Source organism: Streptomyces sp. NPDC101393 (assembly GCF_044767385.1).
Lineage (GTDB): Bacteria > Actinomycetota > Actinomycetes > Streptomycetales > Streptomycetaceae > Streptomyces.
The window spans coordinates 288,637-307,623 of sequence record NZ_JBIWNU010000006.1 but is presented as its reverse complement, the minus strand read 5'-3'; the positions used below and the strand labels follow the sequence as shown (position 1 = coordinate 307,623).

Here is an 18,987-nt window from a genome sequence, read left to right as displayed (position 1 = left end):
ATGGGGGAGCTTCACCTTGTCTCTGATGCTGCCGGATCCTCTTGAGTGGGTCCTGGACATGCTCGGTTTCAACTGGCCGCATGCTGACGAAGACAAGCTGATCGAGTGCGCCCAGGTCTGGCGCACCTTCGCAGCGGAGGTCCAGGGCCATCAGGCCCGGGGCAACACGTACGCGAGCAACGTGCTCGGCGAGAACTCCGGCGACTCCATCGAGGGCTTCAGCAAAGCCTGGGAGAAGTTCTCCGGCGGCTCCGGCTACCTCAACGACGCCGCCGAGGCAGCCGAGGTCATCGCCTTCACGCTGGAAGCCGCGGCGATGCTGGTCATCGGCATGAAGACCGCCGTGATCGTCCAGCTGGCCATCCTGGCCGCCGAGATCATCGCCGCCCAGGCCGCCGCTCCCTTCACCCTGGGCCTGTCCGAAATCGGCGCCGCGGCAGCGACGTTGGCCACGCGTGAAGTGGTGCGCCGCGTGCTGAAGGAAGTGGCTCAGCAACTCCTCCAAGCGATCGTGGAGGCCGCCAAGGAGCCGGTGATCTCCGCGCTCGAGGCCATGGTCTCCGACCTCATAGCCCAGACCGTCAACCAGAACTTCGGTGCCCAGAACGGCTACGACCTCGGCCGCACCGCCAAGGAGGGCCAGAAGGCCGCCACGGATGCCGTCGAGAACATGGGCGAGAGCCTGGGTGAGGGCCTTCGTGACGGCGCGGGCGGCCGCGCGGGGCATCGAGCCCGCCAGGGCCTCGACAGCGCCGCCGGCCACGACAGCGGCGGAGGGTCCGACGGGACGGGCGACTCCGGCAGCGGGTCAGGCTCGCGGAGCGGGTCGCGTTCCGGCAGCGGGTCCGACGGCGGCGGGTCCGGTACTGGTTCCGGCTCGGGCAGTAGCTCCGACGGCGGCTCCGGATCCGGCAACAGCTCCACCGACTCCAGCGGGAGCCGTCCGGGCGGCGGCAACCGCAGCGGCTCGGAAGGCGGTTCCACGAGTCACACGCCCCGGGCTTCGGACAACGCGGGCGCGTCGGGCGGCCCCGGCACCGGTGGTACGAACTCCGGCGGCACGGACAGCACCCCGCCCTCCTCCAGCACCCCCACCACCAGTTCCCCGGACAATACGTCCAATGGCTCCGACCCTGCCCGCAGCGTCCCCAACGCCCAGCCCCTGCCTCCCCCGGACCAGCGCTCCCCCTTCGACGAGGGATTTCGAGGTGACAGCGACAGCCCCGACGGGACCTACCCGACCCCCGATGCGGGCACCACGCCTGACGCCTCTCGCCCGGACGCGGACTCGGTCAGCACCCGGCCCACGCCGGATGCCACCTCGGACGCCACCCGACCCAACGCCGACGCCATCAGCACCCAACCCATACCGGACAACACCCCTGACTTGGCCCACCCTGTCCGTCCGGACACGGACGCGGTCACCACCCAGCCCGCCCCCGACAACACCCCCGACGCCGCCCGTCCCGCCCCCGCGCAGGACCCCGTCAGCACCCAGCCCACGCCGGACTCCACACCCCACGAGGGTGATGCTTCGCGCCCCGACGCGCCCCAGCCGGCACCCGCGCCAACTCCGGAATCGAGCCCGGGCCCCATAGCCGGCAACCCGCCCTCGTACGGCGACAGTTCCCACGACGGCAGCAGCGGCGACGCCACCAACAACGGCGACAACTCCGCCAGCGGCAGCGGGCGCACCTCGATGCCACACCTCGGCACACCGTCGCAGGGTGCCCCCGTCCAGCACCCGCCCTCGTCCGGCCCGCCCATCCAGCCGCGTGACCCGGCCCCCGGCGACCCCATGCCCACGGTGGGCACCCCTGACGACGACACCGTCACCACTCAGTCCGCGGGTGCCGCAACCCTGCCCCCGCCGCCCCAGCACACCACCGACCCCAGCACGAGCGCGCCCTCCAACCCCACCCCCCATCAGGCGCAGCAGCCCAACACCCCCCAGGCCCCCGGCCCGATGATGGGCGGCATCCCGCCCCAGGGAGGCACCGGCACCAGCGCCCCCCGCGGCAGGACCCCCGCCAGCGGCAACGGAAACGCTTCTGCGGGCACCAACCGTCGCCCGGACGGCTCCCAGGCAATCCACGACGCCACCCAGCAACGCCGTCCTGAGGCTCCCCCCTACAACCGCCGCCTCGACGGCCCCCGCCAGGAAGAAACGTCCCGCCCATACAACCCGCGCCTGGACGGCCCACGCCGCGACGCCCCCGCCGCACCCCCCGGCAACAACCGCCGCCCTGAGGGCTCCCAGGACCACACCCAGCAGCCGAGCCCCGAACACCCCCCGCACAACCCGCTTCTCGCTCACCCCGTCCGCGACACCGACTCCCACCCCGACAACACCCGTCCGGACGCCGCCGGCCCGGACAATCAGCAACAGCCCCGTCAGGATGCCCCGTCCCCGCGCCCCGACAACTCAGGGCTCGACAACACACGTCCGGATACGGATCGCCCAGATGCGGACCGCCCTGACGCCGCTCGCCCGGACGGGACACTCCCCGAGCCGACGCATCCCGACGGAACGCGTCCCTTCGCTCAGCCGTCCCCCGCCCACCCGGACCGGACACAGGCCGACGTCGCTGCTGACCAGGCCCCGTCGCAGCCCGGCGCCCAGGCTCCCGTTCGCCCGGGCGCCCAAACCCCCAGCGCACCGAACCCGAACATCCCGCACCAGAACCAGCAGCCGCAGTATCAGCAACCGACGCCGCAACAGCCGCAGCCGCATAACCAGCCGCAGCCCACCCTCCAGAGCCAACCCCTCACCCAGCAGCAGACTCCTCAGCATCAGCCGCAACAGCAGCCTGCACCCCACCAGCAGCCTGCCCCGCACCACCAGGACCCCAACCAAACCCAGCCCGTCCAGCACCAGCAGCAACAGTCGCAGCACCAGGCACCGGTCCCGCAGCCCTCGGACCTCCGCAGCCACACCGCCGTACGGATCGGCCTCAACGTTCAGCCGGGTGGCCTGTACTCGCCGTTCCCGCACGACCAGCAGGCACTGCTGAACAACTTCCCGCGGAACCCGGACGGCACCCCGCGGGCGTTCAACGACCCCTTCCAGCCCTGGGCCCAGTTCCAGAACGACGGGGGCCACACGGTCGTCGGCCGTTCCAACAACTGCGCAGACTGCACCCGCTCCTTCATCGAGTCCTGGTACGGCAACCCACAGGTGTCCTCGCCACGCACCTACGACCCGGACGGCAAGGGCGGCATCGACCGCGCATCCGGCGAACAGAACGGCACCGCCAACATCGAGCAGTGGGCGGGCACCACGTTCCGTAACTCCGGGCCGAACTCCAAGGACGGCTACGACCGCATCGCCGACGACCTCCGCAAGGCCGGCCCCGGCTCCGCGGCCGCAGTGCTGGTCACCTGGCCCGACAAGCCCGACGGAAGTTCCGGCGGCGCCCATGTCTTCAACGCCGTCAACCACAACGGCAAGGTCGTCTGGGTCGACAGCCAAACCGGCAAGGTCAGCGACCAGCCCATCAACACCAGTGCCAAGAACGTCTGGCACCTCGTCCTGGACGCCAACCGCCAACCGTTCGACCCGGCCGCAGCCCAGAACCACAACCCACAGCAGGCCCAGAAGCTGCAGAACCAGCAGCATGCCCAAGCACAGCAGCAAGCGCAGGCCCAGCAACACACCCAAGCGCAGCAGCAAGCCCAACAAGCTCAGGCCCAGACACAGCAAGCTCAAGCACAGAACCCTCAGCAGCAGAACCCGTACACCCAGCAGCAGTCACAGCAGCCCGGGCCGTACAACCAGCAGCCGGGTCCGTATGCCCAGCCGCATCAGCAACAGAACCCGTACACCCAGCAGCCGTACCAGCAACCCGGGCCATACCAACAGCAGCTCAACTCACAGCAGCACCAGCAGAACCCGTATACCCAGCAGCCCTACCAGCAGCAGCCGAGCCCCTATGCGCAACCGCAACAGCAGAGCCCGTACGCCCAGCCGCAACAGCCTGGGCCGTACCAGCAGCAGCCGGCTCCGCATGTCCAGCCTCAGCAGCAGCCCAACCCGTACGCCCAGCAGCAGCCGACGCAGCAGCCAGGGCCCCAACAGCACCTTCACCAACACCAGCCGGGCGTCCAGGACCAGCCCCACCAGCAGCACCCGGGACAGGGGCAGCGGCCCCCCGGCGAGGCGAACACACAAGGCTCGCAACAGGAGCAGTCGCCCCCCAACGACGCCACCACCCATCAGGCGGGCACCAAGTCCGACGACTCACCGGTCGACCACGGCACAGCGAAGGCCGAATACTCGCCCACCAAGCAGCAGAAGCCCCCCTTCATCCCGGGCGAACGAGAAAGCACACGCCACCGCAGCGCGGACATCTCACAGCACATCGCCGACGCACTCCGCAACGACGGCAACCACTTCATCTACGGCAAGCCGACCCCCGAAAACGCCAACGCCGAGACGGCCACGCAGGAACCTCGCGGGCAGAGCACCGCCGCGGACAGCGACCATCCGACCAGCCTCGAGGCGCCGGCCTCCCCTGCCGGCACCAACCACGACGCGGAGAGCCACCCAGAGGAAAGCCAACCTCCTGCCGTCCCCTCTCAGGGCGAACCGGAACACATGCCCGAAGACGTCGACGACGCAAACGACAGTGACAGCGGCAAGCACGGCGAAAGCCAAGAACCTGCCGAACGATTCAAGGCGCCATCGGCTAGCAATGTGCCCGTGGACAACCCGCCTGATCCGCCGGACCCGGTTGACCCCGGCGAGACGCCCAGCACACAAGATCTGGATTCTGAGGTGGACGACAAGAGCCGTGGTGGACTTGTCGAGCAGATAGACCTGAGCGACACAGACCGGGTGCAAGTTGACGAGAGTTCCGGTCTGATCAAAAACATCGACGGTAAACCCGTAAAGGAATACCTGCAGGAACTGTCCGAGGAACGCGCAATCAGGCACACCGAAACGAAGGGGGCAGATGATGGCCCCTGTTCGGCGTTGGCGATTGACCTCCGGACAGGGATGATTACCGAGGGCCTCAACGGAGAGATTGATGACATCATCGACCTCGATAATCTCCACCCGCTACTGAGAGACAACTACATGGGTCTCGCCAACTGGATGCACCCCATCAAGGCGTCGGAAGAAAGCATCCTGATTGGCAACCGGCTTGCGCCAGACGGCACGGCCGAGCGTGACGCAAATGGCAAAGTCATACCCAATTCAGAGATGATTTATACTGGGCGGGCTTACTTTGACGACCCCTTGCGGCACGCCGAGGTGAAGGCTGTGAACGAGCTGCTTTGGGCGCGCCAACGACAACAACAAGAAGAACTGGGTCGTGACGCACTGAAGGAAATGCGATTCGACCCACGATGGATTGAAGACGCCAGGGTGAAGAAGGGTAAGAACAAGGGAAACATCATTCACCTCCCGGGCGAGTCGGCTCCGGCATGCCCGAACTGCAACAACATGCTCAGAGATGTGCCGAGCTACGGCGGTCGCCATCAGTACTCAATTGGTGACTATCGGCGCAGAATTGAGTCCAATCAGATACCTCCCGTAATGGAATGACCATGCGAATCGAATACCAAGACACCTACCGGGACGACGACAGTCGCGTCCACTACGAAGACGATCCATTCACGGGAGAAGTCGCATCCCGGGACGGTGACGGTCGGATCATCTCCCTCGTCTCCTACATCGACGGCGTTCCGTCCGGACCGCAGACCCAGTGGTACTCCGACGGGACGAAGAAGAAGGAAGGCCAAGCCAGGTGGGGGCTGGCCGTTGGGGACTGGCGCAAATGGCACCCCAATGGCCAGCTGGCCGAGCACTCGGTGTTCAGCCTTGAGGGCAGGCGAGTGCGCCGTCAACGATGGGACAGGGACGGAAGCCTTACAGAAGACAAGTCATACACGTCATGAACTCCGTTCATGCATGGAAGCCCAGCAGCACCACCCCGTCCATACCCGCGCCCTCGTAGGCAACGGCGTTCGCCGCGTCTCCAAATTCCTGCGCGCCTCCGGCCGGCGTGACAAATTCGAGGCGGTCGGGTCTCTCTTCATGGAGAGCCCCGACCACACGGACCGCATCGCCTACGCCCCTACGTCCCGCCCGGGGGCTGGACGATCCACGGCGCCGCCAATGGGCACCGGGCCGAGTGGTGGGCAGCCCTCGGCCGGCACGAGCCCGGTGAAGATGCCCCCATCCCGCTGCATGCGCCTTCCCTGGGGAGAATCTGGGTAGTTCAGGCGGGGCTGAGCGATCGGTGCCGGGGGGAGGCACTGTGCGACTTCCTGCCTTTTCCCCATTCCTTGCGCGGCAGCGCCCCCGCCAGCGGGGATGTCCGCATTCCGCCGTCCGGTGGCCCGGTGACGACGTCTCAGGGGTTCCCAGAGTTGGTCGATCCGGCGAAGCAATCGCCGGCCCGGTGAATAGGGGGCACAGAGGCCCCCATCGTGCGTGACACCGGCTGCGAGTGGAGCCGAGGCTCCGCTCACAGCGTGACACGGGTCATCCGGTGGTGCGGATCAACGGCCGGCAGCCACGTCCGCCGGAGTGCGGGCTGCGAGGAGGAGGTCCTCGTAGGTGTGGTGGTGGCGGGTGGTGGTGCGGTGGTGCAGGAGTTCGGCCGCGCGTGCGGGCTCGCCCGTATCGATGAGGGCGCGGGTGAGGGTGTCCTGGATGATCTCGCGTTCGACCCGCACGCCACCGATCCGTTCCGCCTTCTCGCCCAGGCCGCTCAGCAGGGCCGCCGCGGTGCGGGGGCGGCCCGCGGTGGCCTCCGCCAGCGCCTGCACCACCGGGGCCAGGACAACGCGGAAGTCGGGGCGGGCGTCGGTGGCGGCGCGGCGGGCCAGGAGGTGCAGGTCGTCGGTGGCGGCCTCCACGGCCAGGGCCAATGCCAGGTTGAAGGTGTGGAAGATCTCCGCCATCCCGCCCGGCGCGGCGAGCAGTTCCCGTACCTGGCCCGGGTCGCTCCGGCCGGCCGGGGTCTGCCCTGCCAGCAGCAGGCGCCAGTTCATTGCGGCCCGCATGCCGACATCCGTACGCGCCAGTGCCGTGTCCGCCCGTCGGCGCGCGTCCGGGAAGTCGCCGCAGGCGATGGAGTGCAGGGCCGCATGCCAGTTCAGGTGCCGTGCCTGTACCGCCTGCGGGTCCGCCAGGAGCCACTCGTCCAGGAAGCCGCCGCCGGCGCGTCCGGCGCCCAGCTCGTGGTCGGCGTGCGCGAGGGCGTGCGCTGCGACACCCGAGCGGGGGTAGAGGCCCAGGGCGTGCTCGGCGAGTTCGTACGCTTCGCGTACCCGGCCCTGCTCCGCCCTGGTCGAGGCCGGCCAGCTGGTCCACGGCCAGCTGTCCGGACCGGCCACCGCCGCTTGCTGCTCGATCAGTACTTCGCCGTGGCCGCGGTAGGCGGCGTCCTCGCAGGAGGAGAAGGCGCCCAGCATGAGCCCGGCCTGCTCGTCGGCGGGCCAGCGGGAGAAGTGCTCCATGAGGTGATCGGCGGTCAGCCGGTAGTGGCGGTGCGTATGGAGGAACACCCCGTACACCAGGCTCGCCTCGCGTTCGCCGGCGGTCCGCGCGTCGCGGTGCGCGATCACCTTTGCTCCTTCAGCACGGCGTCGTCCCAGTGGTCACCGGTCGCCGGCGACAGCAGGGCCCGCGCCACACCGCAGTCCGGTTCCGAGCCGACCCACTGGCGCAGCAGCGGCAGAGTCCGCCCGCTCAGGGACAGCAGCGCCTCCACCGCCCGTTCCTTTACCGGCGTATCCGCCGCCGCCCCGCTCACGGCTGCCCGGCCGGTCGCCCGGCGCCCACCGGCCCGTTCACACGCTGGAGCCGAACAGGGCGGTGCAGACGATGCCGCTGTTGCCGCAGTGGTTGCGCGGCAGGCTCAACGGCAGGCCGGTCTGGTTGCCGCTCGCCACCCCGCTCCCGGCCACCGTGGAGCCCGCGGCGCGAGCACCGCCGTGGTGGGCACAGGTGTTGCCGAACACCGCGTTCCCGATGCCGATGACGCTCGCGTGAGCGGCAGCGGCCGGGAGCAATGCCGCCCCGGCCACCGCGCCCAGCACCGCGGCCCGCACACCCGCACGTCCCGCAGTACCGCCAGTACTCCGCGTCTCCACGCCCATCGCACTCCTCCTTCATCCGGCACCGCATCCCGGTGCGCGCACAAAACACGCAGACCGGACACCCGGCCGCACTTCCACCAACAACAGAACCCGGACCCCGACACGTGGACGCCATCCGGGCCGCCCGGACAGGTACCGAGGCGATCCGTGCTGACCGTGGAGCCACGGGCCCCAGAAGCGGGCAGTGGCGATGCCCGCTCAACGCTGCCCCGCACCTGGCTCCACTCCGCAGGGACTGCGCTGCCCCCGCCCGCGGATGGCGCTCCACCAAAACCATGCATTCCTCACGGGATCTTCATGACAGTCACCACTGTTTTACGAGTGGTGACCGTGACAGCGTCAAGGCATCAACGAGGCCGAGGGAGTGCGATGAACAAGGGCTACGCCGTCTTCTGCGACGCCGACCGGCAGTTCTACGACGCTCCGCACCGGCTGCCGGTGGCGGGCGCGGGCCGGGGGGCTCAGTGGGAAGCGCTGCGGCGTCCGCTGCCGGAAGGCTGGCAGCGGCACCGTGCCGGTGACTGGCTGGCGTTCCGCCCCGTCGACCACCAACTCCCGCGGCAGGGCTGGAAGATCCATGTGTCCGCCTGCCTGGACAACGCCGAGCGGATACTCGCCGCGGTCTGGGACTACTGCGTGCCGCGGTCGATCGCCTTCAAGTGCGTACCGAGCCGGTATCTGCTGCACACCCGCAACGCCAAGTACGCGGACCGCGGCGCCAGCGGCAAGTTCCTCACGGTCTATCCCGCCGATGAGGCACAGTGCCGCACCCTCGCCGAGGACCTGGACGCGCTGATCGGCGGTGAGCCCGGACCGTACATCCTCACCGATCTGCGCTGGGGCGCCGGGCCGGTCCACCTGCGCTACGGCAGCTTCACCGAGCGGCACTGCTACGACGAGCACGGCGAGCTGCGGCCGGCGGTCGAGGACGCGAGCGGGCAGCTGGTGCCCGACCGGCGGGACCCCGCCTTCCATGTGCCCGACTGGGTCACCCTCCCGCCGTTCCTCGCACCGCACCTCGCGGCCCGCTCCGCGACGACGGTCGCCGACCTTCCCTACCGCATCGAGCGCGCACTGCACTTCTCCAACGGCGGGGGCGTCTATGTCGCCCGGGACCTGCGGACGGATCAGCAGGTCGTGCTCAAGGAAGCGCGGCCGCACGCCGGTCTCGCCGCCGACGGTGCGGACGCCGTGGCGCGGCTGGAGCGCGAACGGGATGCCCTGCGGCGCCTGTCGGGTCTGGCGTGCACCCCGGAGGTGCACGACTGGTTCACGCTGGGGGAACACTCCTTCCTGGCCCTGGAGTTCATCGAGGGGCGGCCGCTGAACAGCTTCTTCGCCCTCCGCCACCCGCTGATCGAGGCGGACCCGGGGCCCGGGCAGCTGGCGGAGTACACCGAGTGGGCCATGCGGGTGCACCGCCTGGTGACGGAGGCCGTCGAGGAGGTCCATGCCCGGGGGGTGGTCTTCCACGACCTGCACCTGTTCAACATCATGCTGTCCGAGGACGAGTCGTCCGTGGTGCTGCTGGACTTCGAAGCCGCCTCCGTCGACGACCCGAACGCCCGTCAGGTGGTCGCCAATCCAGGGTTCGTCGCCCCGGCCGACCGGCGCGGCGCCGACGTCGACCGCTACGCCCTGGCCTGTCTGCGACTGGCCCTCTTCATGCCGCTGACCAGCCTGTTCGCGGTGGACCGGAACAAGGCCGTCCATCTGGCGCAGATCGCGGCGGCGCAGTTCCCGGTCCCCCGCGCCTACCTCGACGAGGCCGTCGAGGAGATCCTGCGCGGGCACCGTACCCCCGACCTGACGGAACCGTCCTTCCCCGGCACCGTGGACGGCTACCTTCCCGTGGCGCTTCCGCACTGGCCGCACAGCCGGGACTCCATGGTCCGGGCGCTGCGCGCCTCGGCCACCCCCGAGCGGGAAGACCGCTTCTTCCCGGGCGACATCGCCCAGTTCGCTTCGGCGGCCGGGGGGATCTGTCTGGCCAACGGCGCGGCCGGGGTGCTGTACGCCATGGCGGAGACCGGCGCCGCGCGGTATCCGGAGGCGGAGGAGTGGCTGCTGCTGCGTACCAAGGCTCCGGCCTCGGGCAGTCCGCTCGGCCTCTACGACGGCCTCTCCGGTGTCGCCTGGGTCCTGGACCGGCTCGGGCACCGGGAGCGGGCACTCGACCTCGCCGAGCGGATCACCGCACAGCCCTGGGCCGGGTCCGGCTCCGATCTCCACGGCGGGCTCGCCGGGCTCGGGCTGGCGCTGGACGCGCTCGGCGCCGCCACCGGCGAACAGGCCCTGGGGGACGTCGCGTTGAGGTGCGCCGGCATCATCGGCGACCGGGCCGGGGGCGCGGCGCCTGCCCGCGCGGGGCTGCTGCACGGGGACAGCGGCACCGCGCTGCTGTTCCTGCGGCTGTACGAACGCACCGGGGACGGCGCCCTGCTGGACCTGGCCGCCGACGCGCTGCGGCGTGACCTGTCCCGCTGCGTCCGGGCCGTCGGCGGCGCCCTCCAGGTCGACGAGGGCCGGCGGACCATGCCCTACCTCGGGGCCGGCAGCGTCGGCATCGGCATGGTGCTCGACGACTATCTGGCCCACCGCCCGGACGAGGAGTTCGAGCGGGCCCGGCTCGACATCGTGCGGGCCGCGCAGGCCAAGTTCTACGCCCAGCCGGGCCTGTTCCGCGGCGCGGCAGGCATGGTGCTGCACCTGAGCCGCACCACCGCGGGCGGTCCCGGCACGCACGCCACCGACCTCCGCCGTCAGATCGATTCGCTCTCCTGGGGCGCCCTTCCCTACCGAGGCCATCTGGCCTTCGCCGGGGAACAGATGATGCGCCTCTCCATGGACCTGAGTACCGGCACCGCCGGCTGTCTCCTCGCGCTGGGCAGCGCACTGCACGACATGCCGGTGGAGCTGCCCTTTCTCCCGCCGCCTAGGCGGCCCTGAAGCCGGCCTCCTCCGGGAGGCCGTATGAGAAGAACCCGTCCCCACCCGTTTTGAACGAGAGGAACAATCATGACCCTGCTCGACCTGCAGACGATGGAGACCCCCAAGGACGAGGCCAACGGCGAGCTTGCCACCGGCAGCCGCGCCAGCCTGCTGCTCTGCGGTGACAGCAGCCTCAGCGTCACCACGTGTCACTGACACACCGTCATAGCTGAGGTTCCGGCCTCACCGTGACCGGTTGCGGCGGTCTTCGGGTGCACCTCGCCCGGAGGCCGCCGCTCCAACGCATCGTCCAGGGAGCCGAGGTCCGCATCCGTATGGCCCGCACACCCCAGCCCTCCTCCCCGTGGCGCCGCCTCCTCCCCGGCGCGTGGGACACCGGCACCCGGCACCTCCTCGACGCATCCCGGCACAGCGGCGGCCGGACAGCCCTTGTCTGCGGGCTGAGCACGGCATCCGCCGCCGTGGCCGTCGCACTTCCCGCGGTGCTGGGAAACGCCCTGGACCGCACCCTGGGGGGCGCCTCCGGCATGGGCCCCGCCCTCATCCTCTGCGCCCTTCTGCTCACCGCCGAAGTGCTGCTGGACGCGCTGATCGCCGCGTTGGGCGGCATCACCACCGCCCGCACCACCGCGTGGCTGCGCCGCCGCGGAGTGGACCACCTGCTGTCGCTGGCTCCGCAGCGCACCGCCGACCGGTTCACCACCGGCGACTTGGTGGCCAGGCTGGCGGGCAACACCGCCGACGCCGGCACCGCGCCCACCACGGCGGCCACCGGCCTGGCCGCGCTGCTCACCCCCGCGGGAGCGCTGGTCGCCCTCGCCTGCACCGACCTCTGGCTGGCCGCCGTCTTCCTGGCCGGAGTGCCGTTGCTGGCGCGCCTGTTGCGCATCTTCGCCCGGGGCTCCTCCGACAGCGTCTCCCGCTACCAGCAACTGCAGGCCGATCTCGCGACCCGCCTGGTCGAGGCGCTGGGCGGCGCCCGCACCATCGCCGCCGCCGGCACCACCTCCCGCGAGCGGGGCCGGGTGCTGGCCCCGCTGCCCGAACTGCACGCCCAGGGAAGGGCGATGTGGCAGGTGTACGGGCGCGCGGTGGCCGGCAGCTCCGTCCTCGTCCCGCTGCTCACCACGGCGGTGCTCGCCGTGGGCGGCGTGCGCCTGGCGAGCGGCAGCCTGTCCGTCGGCGACCTGCTGGCCGCCGCGCGGTACGCGGGCCTGGCCGCGGGCCTGGGCGGGGTGACCGGTCAGCTCAACTCCCTGGTGCGCAGCCGGGCCGCGGCCCGGCGGGCGGCAGGGCTGCTCGCCGAGCCTTCCTTGGCGTCCGGCACCCGGCCGCTGCCCGCGGACGGCCCCGGCCGGCTCGAACTGCGCGCGGTCACCGTCACCCGCGGCGACGCCACCGTGCTGCGCGCCGCTGATCTGGTCGTCCCCGGCGGCGTCACGATGGCGGTGGTCGGGCGCTCGGGCTCGGGAAAGTCGGCCCTCGCCGCCGTCGCCGGGCGGCTGACCGGCCCCGACGCCGGGACCGTCCTCCTCGACGGAGTGCCGCTGGACGGTACCGACCGGGCCGTGCTCCGCCAGGAGGTCGGATACGCCTTCGCGCGGCCCCACCTGTTCGGGGACACGGTCGAGGCGGCCGTCGCCTTCGGCCCCCGGACCCCGCCGCACCCGCACATCGAGGCCGCCGCCCGCGCGGCCGGTGCCACCGACTTCGTCCAGCGGCTGCCCCACGGCTGGTCCACCCCGCTCGGCCGGGCCCCGCTGTCCGGCGGGGAGCTGCAACGCCTGGGCCTGGCCCGCGCGTTCGCCCACGCGGGGCGGCTGCTCGTCCTCGACGACGCCACCTCCAGCCTCGACAGTGTCACCGAACTCCACGTCAGCCGGGCGCTCCTGCGGGACGTCCGGCCCGGCACCCGCCTGCTGGTCACCCACCGGGTCTCCACGGCGGCCCGTGCCGACCTCGTCGCGTGGATGGAGGACGGCCGGATACGAGCCGTCGGGCCGCACGCGCGACTGTGGCAGGACGCCGCCTACCGGGCGGTGTTCGACGCCACCGGCCAGGAATCGGGAGCGGTGTGATGGGGAGGCCACGCGGACGGGTGATGCCGCAGGCCCTGCGGTTCCTGGGCCGTCGTCTCCCGGTCCTCGGCGCCCTCGCGGGCTGGTCACTGCTGGAGTCGGGGCACACCTTCCTGAGCGGCTACGCCGTCGCCCGAGCGCTGGACGACGGTTTCCTCTCCGGCCACACCGCCGTCGGCCTGCTCTGGCTCGGCGTCGCCGGGCTGGCGGTGCTCGTGGGCGGACCGGCCGGGCGCGGAGTCTTCCGCGGGCTGGCCGGCCTGGTCGAGCCGTTCCGGGACGGTCTGGTGCGGGCGGTGGTGCACCGTTCGCTGACGGCGGCGGTGGCCGATCCGGCGCACGCGGCGGGCAGCGCCGCCGTCTCCCGGCTGACCCACCAGACCGAGATGGCCCGGGACAGCTTCGCCGGTCTGGTGCTGGTGGCCCGCTCCTTCGTCTTCACCGCCATCGGAGCGCTGGCCGGCCTCGCCTCACTCGCCCCGCAACTGCTGCTGCTCGTCGTCCCTCCGCTGCTGGCGGGCCTGCTGCTGTTCGCCGCCGCGCTGCGCCCGATGGCCACCCGCCAGCGTGAGTACCTGGCGGCCGACGAGACCCTGTCGGCGCGCCTCGGCGCCGTCGCCGAAGGCCTTCGCGACGTGGTCGCCTGCGGCGCGCAGGAGCCGACGGCGGCATGGGTGCACGCCGCCGTCGAGGCCGAGGCACGGGCCGCCCGGTCGCTCGCCCGGTGGTCGGCCGTCCGTGCGCTGTCTCTCGGCGTGGCGGGCCAGCTGCCGGTGCTGCTGCTGCTTCTCGCCGCCCCCCGGCTGCTGCGTCAGGGCGTCACGGCGGGCGCGCTGCTGGGCGCGCTGACGTATCTGACGCAGTCGCTGCTGCCGGCTCTGCATACGCTGTTGAGCGCCCTGGGGACGGCGGGCACCCGCCTCCTCGTGGTCCTCGACCGGCTCATGGGTCCGACGGGCCCGGAGACGGCCGACGCCGGGCGGGCCGGGCCGGCGCACGGGAGGGCGGCCGCGGAGGCGGAACGCCCGTCCACGCCCCCTTCCGCGGGCCGTCCGTACTCCCCCGCCGCCACCGCGCCCCCGGTCCCCCGCGACGGGCCCCGGGTGGAGCTGCGGTCCGTGACCTTCGCCTACGGCCCCGGGGCGAAACCGGTCCTGCGCGACCTCGACCTGACCGTGGAGCCCGGCGAGCACCTGGTCGTGGTGGGCCCCAGCGGCATCGGCAAATCCACCCTGACCGGACTGATGGCCGGTCTGCTCACGCCCGGCGCCGGCGAGGTGCGGGTGCACGGCCGCCCGGTGCGCGGCCTCCCGGCGCACGACGGGCCTGCCGTCGATCCGGCACTGCTGCGCGTCCTCATCCCGCAGCAGGCATACGTCTTCACCGGAACCCTGCGGGACAACCTCACCTACCTCTGCCCCGACCTTGCGCCGGACACCGCCCTCGCCACAGCCGCCACGGCGGTCGGACTCGACGCGCTGGCAGACCGGCTGGGCGGATTCGGGGCACGGATCGACCCGGCGGCCCTCTCGCTCGGCGAACGGCAGCTGATCGCGCTGGGACGGGCCCATCTCTCGCCCGCCCCCCTGGTGTTGCTGGACGAGGCCACCTGCCATCTCGACCCTGCCGCCGAGGCACGCGCCGAGCAGGCCTTCCTGACCCGGCCGGGCACCGTGATCACGGTGGCCCACCGCATCAGCTCGGCCTTGCGCGCCGACCGGGTGCTCGTCCTCGACGGGAGCCGCGCCACCTGCGGCACGCACGACGAACTGATCGCCCGCTCCGCCGTCTACCGCGATCTGGTCGGCCGCTGGCGAACGCAGCACGTCTGAGGCGGGACGCCGGGCGGGCCGGACCGGGTGCCGCGAAGGTGCCCGGCCACGCCATCGGCGCCGCGCGGGCCCCCGGGCCGCGGGGCAGGCCCCCGGGGCCGCAGGGCAGGCCCCCGAGGCCGCAGGGCAGGCCCCGAGGCCGCAGGGCAGGCCCCGAGGCCGCAGGCCCCTATACCCAGCCCGCGACACGGGAGATACGTATGGCGTCCACTCTGTTGCGGGCGCCCGTCTTGCGGTTTATCGCCGCCATGTAGTTGCGGACCGTGCCGGCGCTCAGACACAGCTCGCGGGCGATCTCGGGGACGGACGCACCGTCGGCGGCGAGAGCCAGGACGCTCAGCTCCCTCGGGGTCAGCGGCATGTCGGCGGCCCGCAGGAAGTCCAGCGCGAGGGAGCTGTCGACATAGCGCTCCCCCGCCGCCACCATCCTGATGGCGCGCAGCAGGCGCCCCGGGGGCGCGTCCTTGTCCACGAATCCCAGTGCCCGTGCCGCGATCGCGCGGCGGAGTGTTCCCGGCCGGCACGCGGTGGCCAGAACGAGCAGGGCGCATCCCGGCCACCCCGGTAACTGGCCGCCGTCGGGGGCGTCGCCGTCGACGATGCAGACCTGAGGGCGGAACGAGCGTGCACGGCCGGCTGCCTTCCCGAAGCATGCGGCGGACACCTCGATGTCCGCCTCGTTCTTCAATAACGCGCTGAGTGCCGACCGCATCAGCCAGGTGTCATGCACCAAGAGAACCCGGATCACTTCTGCCCCTGTTCATGCCTTAAACGTGGACCTTGCGCCGAGCACGTCCATTAGTACCTGGTTCGAACGACATCGCCTGTCCGGTTTTCGGCCAATGGGGGGCACGCCGGAGCGCATGACATCGTCACACGCGCCGTCATCACCTCGGCCGGCATCCTCACGTTTCGCCAACTTCCGGCGGAACGGGCCCGCTCCGTGATCGGGGCGGGAGCGGCGCCCGCTCCCTCCCCGCATTTCGCCCCGCTCCCGGCCGAGTTGCCGCAGCGGATCCTTCGGAGGGCACCGGGCGCCGGACATCGGGCTCCGGTCGGCCGACGGGCGGACCGCCGGCCGGCCGACCCGAGCGGCGTTCATGCCGACACCCGGTCGCACGCCGGGGCACGCCGGTCTTACGCCGGGGGCGCACGGGACCTGCGGGCGGGGACGAGCCGACCGCCGCCGGTGTCAGTGCCAGGTCTGCACCCACGCCGTGAGCAGCGTGACGATGCCGCCGCCGGCCGCGTACGCGGCGCCGCGCAGCAGGTCGTGCCACAACGGGCGGACCTGTTCTGCCCTTTGACGGCGCGTACGCCGGCGGCGGGCGGTTGCCTTGGACAGCCTGTGCAGACGCGGGGTGGCGTCGTTCATGGGTGCCTCCTCCTGGTTGCCGGTCCTGGCGGGCTTGCTCGGGTGGTGCCTCACGAAGGAGCCCTCTCGGCCGGTGGCCTTGAGAAACCGGGCCGGGGACGGGCTCCTTTGTGCGTGCTCCATCGCGCCCGGTGCGTCCGAAGCCGCGTCCGCGATCGCGTCCGCCTGCTCCTGTGCGCGTTGCGTCGTGCTGCACGGATATGCAGGGTCCAAAGGGCCGGAAGGCATCGGGCTTCCGACGACAGGTGCTGGGGTATGGCAGCGCCCCCGCACCGGAGTTCCGGTGCGGGGGCGCTCTTCGCGTCATCTCCGACGTGCGGAGGCTTCACCTTCACCGAGAAGTGGGATTCGGCTCCCCCTGTATGACAGGGGTTAAGAGGACGGTAGGTCGCCCCCGCGCACCGCTAGGTCCGACACGCGGGCACCGGGCGGTCAGTTCACCCTTCAGGGCGCTCCCACGTCCGCACGACACCAGTCCGACCCGGACACGGTGCCGGCCGGAGCGTTCGACAGACTGCGGCCGGACGGCCGGACAGCCTGCCGACCACCGCTGCCGTCCGCCCCGGCCGGCCGCACTCGACGCGTCCGGCGGCCTTGAGGCCGTGCCGGTCCGTGCGTCTAGACTTTGTGCTACGCGGTTGTGTTGTAGGGCAGGCCGAGGCACGAAAGTGGGGGACTCATGGCTGGGGATGGGCTGCAGGCCGATATTCCGTCGCTGAAGGCCGGTGGGAAGGACTTCACCGGCGTAGGGCAGCGGTACCAATCGGCGGTGGACAAGCTTCAGTCGGGGCTGACCGGCCTGGAGGGCCAGGACACCCCGCCGTGGGGCGACGACGAGATCGGCGAGAAGTTCGGCGTCGTCTACGAAGGCCTGCGCGACGGCATGTACGAGTCGATGGGACATCTGGCCGCCAAGCTCCAGGAAATCGGCGGCGCGCTGCAGAACATGGCCCAAAACCACGAGGCCGACGAGGACTTCAACGACTCCCTCATGAAGCAGCACATCGCCAACGCCGAGGCCGAGAGCAAGGCCATCTCCAGCGTCAAGGCCCCCAACACCGCCTCCGCCTGACCACCGGCCCCACCTGTTCCCCGGGCGACCGCCTCAGCCCGGGGTTCCCGAGGCGTCGGATGTTCCCGGAGCTTCGGATGTTCCCGGTGTCCCGGTGGTGGTGTTGTGGATGATGCGGCGTAATACGCGCAGCATGGTGGCGTAGTCGGCGTCCTCGATGCCGTCGTGGATCCGGTCGTGAATGGCCGGAGCCTGCTCCTTGACGCGTGCGTGGGCGCGTCTGCCCGCCTCCGTGAGGGCGAGGCGGCCGTTCGCGTCCCGGGTCACCGCGCCGTCGGCCACGAGCGCTGCGACGTCCGGTTCCGGGTCGTGGCCGTCGTCCAGGTAGGCCCGCATCAGCGCGGCGAGCTCCGCGACGGTGCGGCCGGCGGCGTCGGGGGCGGGGTCCGTGGGGCAGAGATGGCGCAGCACCCAGTATTGGGGCTGTGTCAGGCCGAGGGCCGCCAGCCGGCTCTGGATGTAGCTCATGACCGCGCGATGGGCTATCGGGCCCAGCTCGGCTTCGGCGTGCTGCACGCTGTCGTCCCCTTGCTCCGGGTGGCGGCCCCGGCCGGGCCGCCGGGGCTTCCGGTTTCCCCGCGGAACGCGTACGGGCCAAGGCGGCTCGTCGGTGCGGACGGGCCACCGCACCGCCCGGTCTCAGGCCGCGCAGGCCGGCAGGCCGCCGTGGAAGGTCACCATCTCGGAGAAGAGGCTGCCGATGTCGAGCGGGTGGCCCGGCTCCGCGCCCGCGGCCTCGGCGTACGCCCGGTGGAGGTTGGGCACCAGCCGTTCACTGTCGAGGAGGGCGGCGAACGGGCCGAGTTCGGCCTCGCGCGCGGTCTCCAGCGGTGTCAGGCCTGCGGCGAGTCCGTCCGCCGCCAGGTGCTGGACGTGGCGCAGGTAGGCCGCGGTGTCGTCGAGCAGTACGGGGCCGCCGACGGGGCCGTGCCCGGGGATGACCGTCCGGGGGCCCAGGGCCCGCAGCTTGTCGATGACGGCGAGCGAACCGGAGATCGAGCCGGTGAGGCAGAAGGGGGTGGCGCCGGACATGACGATGTCGCCCGTGAAGAGCACCTGCTGACCGGGCAGCCAGACCACCGTGTCGTTGGTGGTGTGGGCGGTCCCCAGATGCATCAACTCAGCGGTGGTGTCGCCGAGATGGAGGGTGATCGGCTCCCGGAAGGTCAGGCCGGGCAGCTCCACGCCCACCTCGCCCCAGCACACGTCGGGCCACAGGCCGGTCAGGTGGAGACCGGCCAGGTCCATCTCCGCACGGGTGGCCTCATGGGCGACGATCACCGCGTCCTCGGCGAAGAAGCGGTTGCCGAAGGTGTGGTCGCCGTGCGGGTGGGTGTTGATGACGAAACGGGGGGCACCGGAGGCCACCTCGGTGACCGCGTCGCGCAGGGCCTTCGCGCGCGCCTCGGTGGCGGCCGTGTCGATCAGTACCGGCCGGGTCCCGGCGGTGATCAGTCCCGCGTTGTTCAGGCACCAGCCGCCGTCGGGCTGGATGTAGGCGAAGACGTCGTCGGCGACCTCGTGCAGCCGCGCGGGGGAAGGGGAGGGGTGGGTCACGGCGTC

14 protein-coding genes are annotated in these 18,987 nt (G+C 71.5%); 7 read left to right on the top strand and 7 right to left on the bottom strand.

Annotated features, from left to right (window positions below):
- Nucleotides 1-25 precede the first annotated feature (25 nt).
- Nucleotides 26-5,551: a toxin glutamine deamidase domain-containing protein gene (locus ACIRQ7_RS21095; RefSeq protein WP_404264579.1), complete on the top strand. Its 5,526-nt coding sequence runs from the start codon at nt 26-28 to the stop codon at nt 5,549-5,551.
- Nucleotides 5,552-5,553: 2 nt separating this feature from the next.
- Nucleotides 5,554-5,904, top strand: a complete 351-nt coding sequence (locus ACIRQ7_RS21090) for a toxin-antitoxin system YwqK family antitoxin (protein ID WP_404264298.1) — start codon at nt 5,554-5,556, stop codon at nt 5,902-5,904.
- Between the two features lie 606 nt (nt 5,905-6,510).
- Here ACIRQ7_RS21090 and ACIRQ7_RS21085 read toward each other — a convergent pair.
- From ACIRQ7_RS21085 to ACIRQ7_RS21075, 3 genes are all read right to left on the bottom strand, one after another.
- The gene (locus ACIRQ7_RS21085; RefSeq protein WP_404264297.1) at nt 6,511-7,581 is read right to left on the bottom strand and encodes a hypothetical protein; all 1,071 of its coding nucleotides are present in this window, start codon (nt 7,579-7,581) and stop codon (nt 6,511-6,513) included.
- Nucleotides 7,578-7,727 carry a hypothetical protein gene (locus tag ACIRQ7_RS21080; RefSeq protein ID WP_404264296.1) on the bottom strand — a complete coding sequence of 50 codons (150 nt, stop codon included), beginning with the start codon at nt 7,725-7,727 and terminating at the stop codon, nt 7,578-7,580. Before ACIRQ7_RS21080 ends, ACIRQ7_RS21085 begins: the two co-directional genes overlap by 4 nt.
- A 79-nt stretch (nt 7,728-7,806) precedes the next feature.
- Entirely contained in the window at nt 7,807-8,115 is a 309-nt protein-coding gene (locus ACIRQ7_RS21075; protein WP_404264295.1) for a chaplin family protein, read from the bottom strand.
- Nucleotides 8,116-8,484: 369 nt separating this feature from the next.
- Here ACIRQ7_RS21075 and lanKC point away from each other — a divergent pair, with 369 nt between their 5' ends.
- The 4 genes from lanKC to ACIRQ7_RS21055 all read left to right on the top strand — a co-directional run bounded on the left by lanKC (nt 8,485) and on the right by ACIRQ7_RS21055 (nt 14,977).
- Nucleotides 8,485-11,064: a class III lanthionine synthetase LanKC gene (gene lanKC, locus ACIRQ7_RS21070; RefSeq protein ID WP_404264293.1), complete on the top strand. Its 2,580-nt coding sequence runs from the start codon at nt 8,485-8,487 to the stop codon at nt 11,062-11,064.
- A gap of 69 nt (nt 11,065-11,133) precedes the next feature.
- Nucleotides 11,134-11,262, top strand: coding sequence for a SapB/AmfS family lanthipeptide (locus ACIRQ7_RS21065; protein ID WP_401471023.1), 129 nt, complete (start codon nt 11,134-11,136; stop codon nt 11,260-11,262).
- 119 nt (nt 11,263-11,381) lie between these two features.
- Entirely contained in the window at nt 11,382-13,145 is a 1,764-nt protein-coding gene (locus ACIRQ7_RS21060; RefSeq protein WP_404264292.1) for an ABC transporter transmembrane domain-containing protein, read from the top strand.
- Nucleotides 13,145-14,977, top strand: a complete 1,833-nt coding sequence (locus ACIRQ7_RS21055; protein WP_404264290.1) for an ATP-binding cassette domain-containing protein — start codon at nt 13,145-13,147, stop codon at nt 14,975-14,977. The genes ACIRQ7_RS21060 and ACIRQ7_RS21055 overlap by 1 nt, the downstream gene beginning before the upstream one ends.
- Nucleotides 14,978-15,146: 169 nt before the next feature.
- Here ACIRQ7_RS21055 and ACIRQ7_RS21050 read toward each other — a convergent pair whose 3' ends face one another.
- Both ACIRQ7_RS21050 and ACIRQ7_RS21045 read right to left on the bottom strand, forming a co-directional pair.
- On the bottom strand, nt 15,147-15,725 hold the full coding sequence (locus tag ACIRQ7_RS21050) for a LuxR C-terminal-related transcriptional regulator (RefSeq protein ID WP_401471032.1): 579 nt from the start codon (nt 15,723-15,725) through the stop codon (nt 15,147-15,149).
- A gap of 444 nt (nt 15,726-16,169) precedes the next feature.
- Entirely contained in the window at nt 16,170-16,352 is a 183-nt protein-coding gene (locus ACIRQ7_RS21045) for a hypothetical protein (protein ID WP_404264288.1), read from the bottom strand.
- A gap of 679 nt (nt 16,353-17,031) precedes the next feature.
- Between ACIRQ7_RS21045 and ACIRQ7_RS21040 the strand changes: the two genes are divergently transcribed.
- Nucleotides 17,032-17,424: a hypothetical protein gene (locus tag ACIRQ7_RS21040; RefSeq protein ID WP_404264286.1), complete on the top strand. Its 393-nt coding sequence runs from the start codon at nt 17,032-17,034 to the stop codon at nt 17,422-17,424.
- Nucleotides 17,425-17,457: 33 nt separating this feature from the next.
- On the opposite strand, the gene ACIRQ7_RS21035 is transcribed toward ACIRQ7_RS21040, so the two are convergent.
- Both ACIRQ7_RS21035 and ACIRQ7_RS21030 read right to left on the bottom strand, forming a co-directional pair.
- A complete protein-coding gene (locus tag ACIRQ7_RS21035; protein WP_404264284.1) occupies nt 17,458-17,940 on the bottom strand; it encodes a MarR family winged helix-turn-helix transcriptional regulator in 483 nt (160 codons plus the stop codon).
- 123 nt (nt 17,941-18,063) lie between these two features.
- Nucleotides 18,064-18,981 (bottom strand): MBL fold metallo-hydrolase, encoded by a 918-nt coding sequence (locus ACIRQ7_RS21030; RefSeq protein ID WP_404264283.1) that lies wholly within the window; start codon nt 18,979-18,981, stop codon nt 18,064-18,066.
- Between the last annotated feature and the right edge of the window lie 6 nt (nt 18,982-18,987).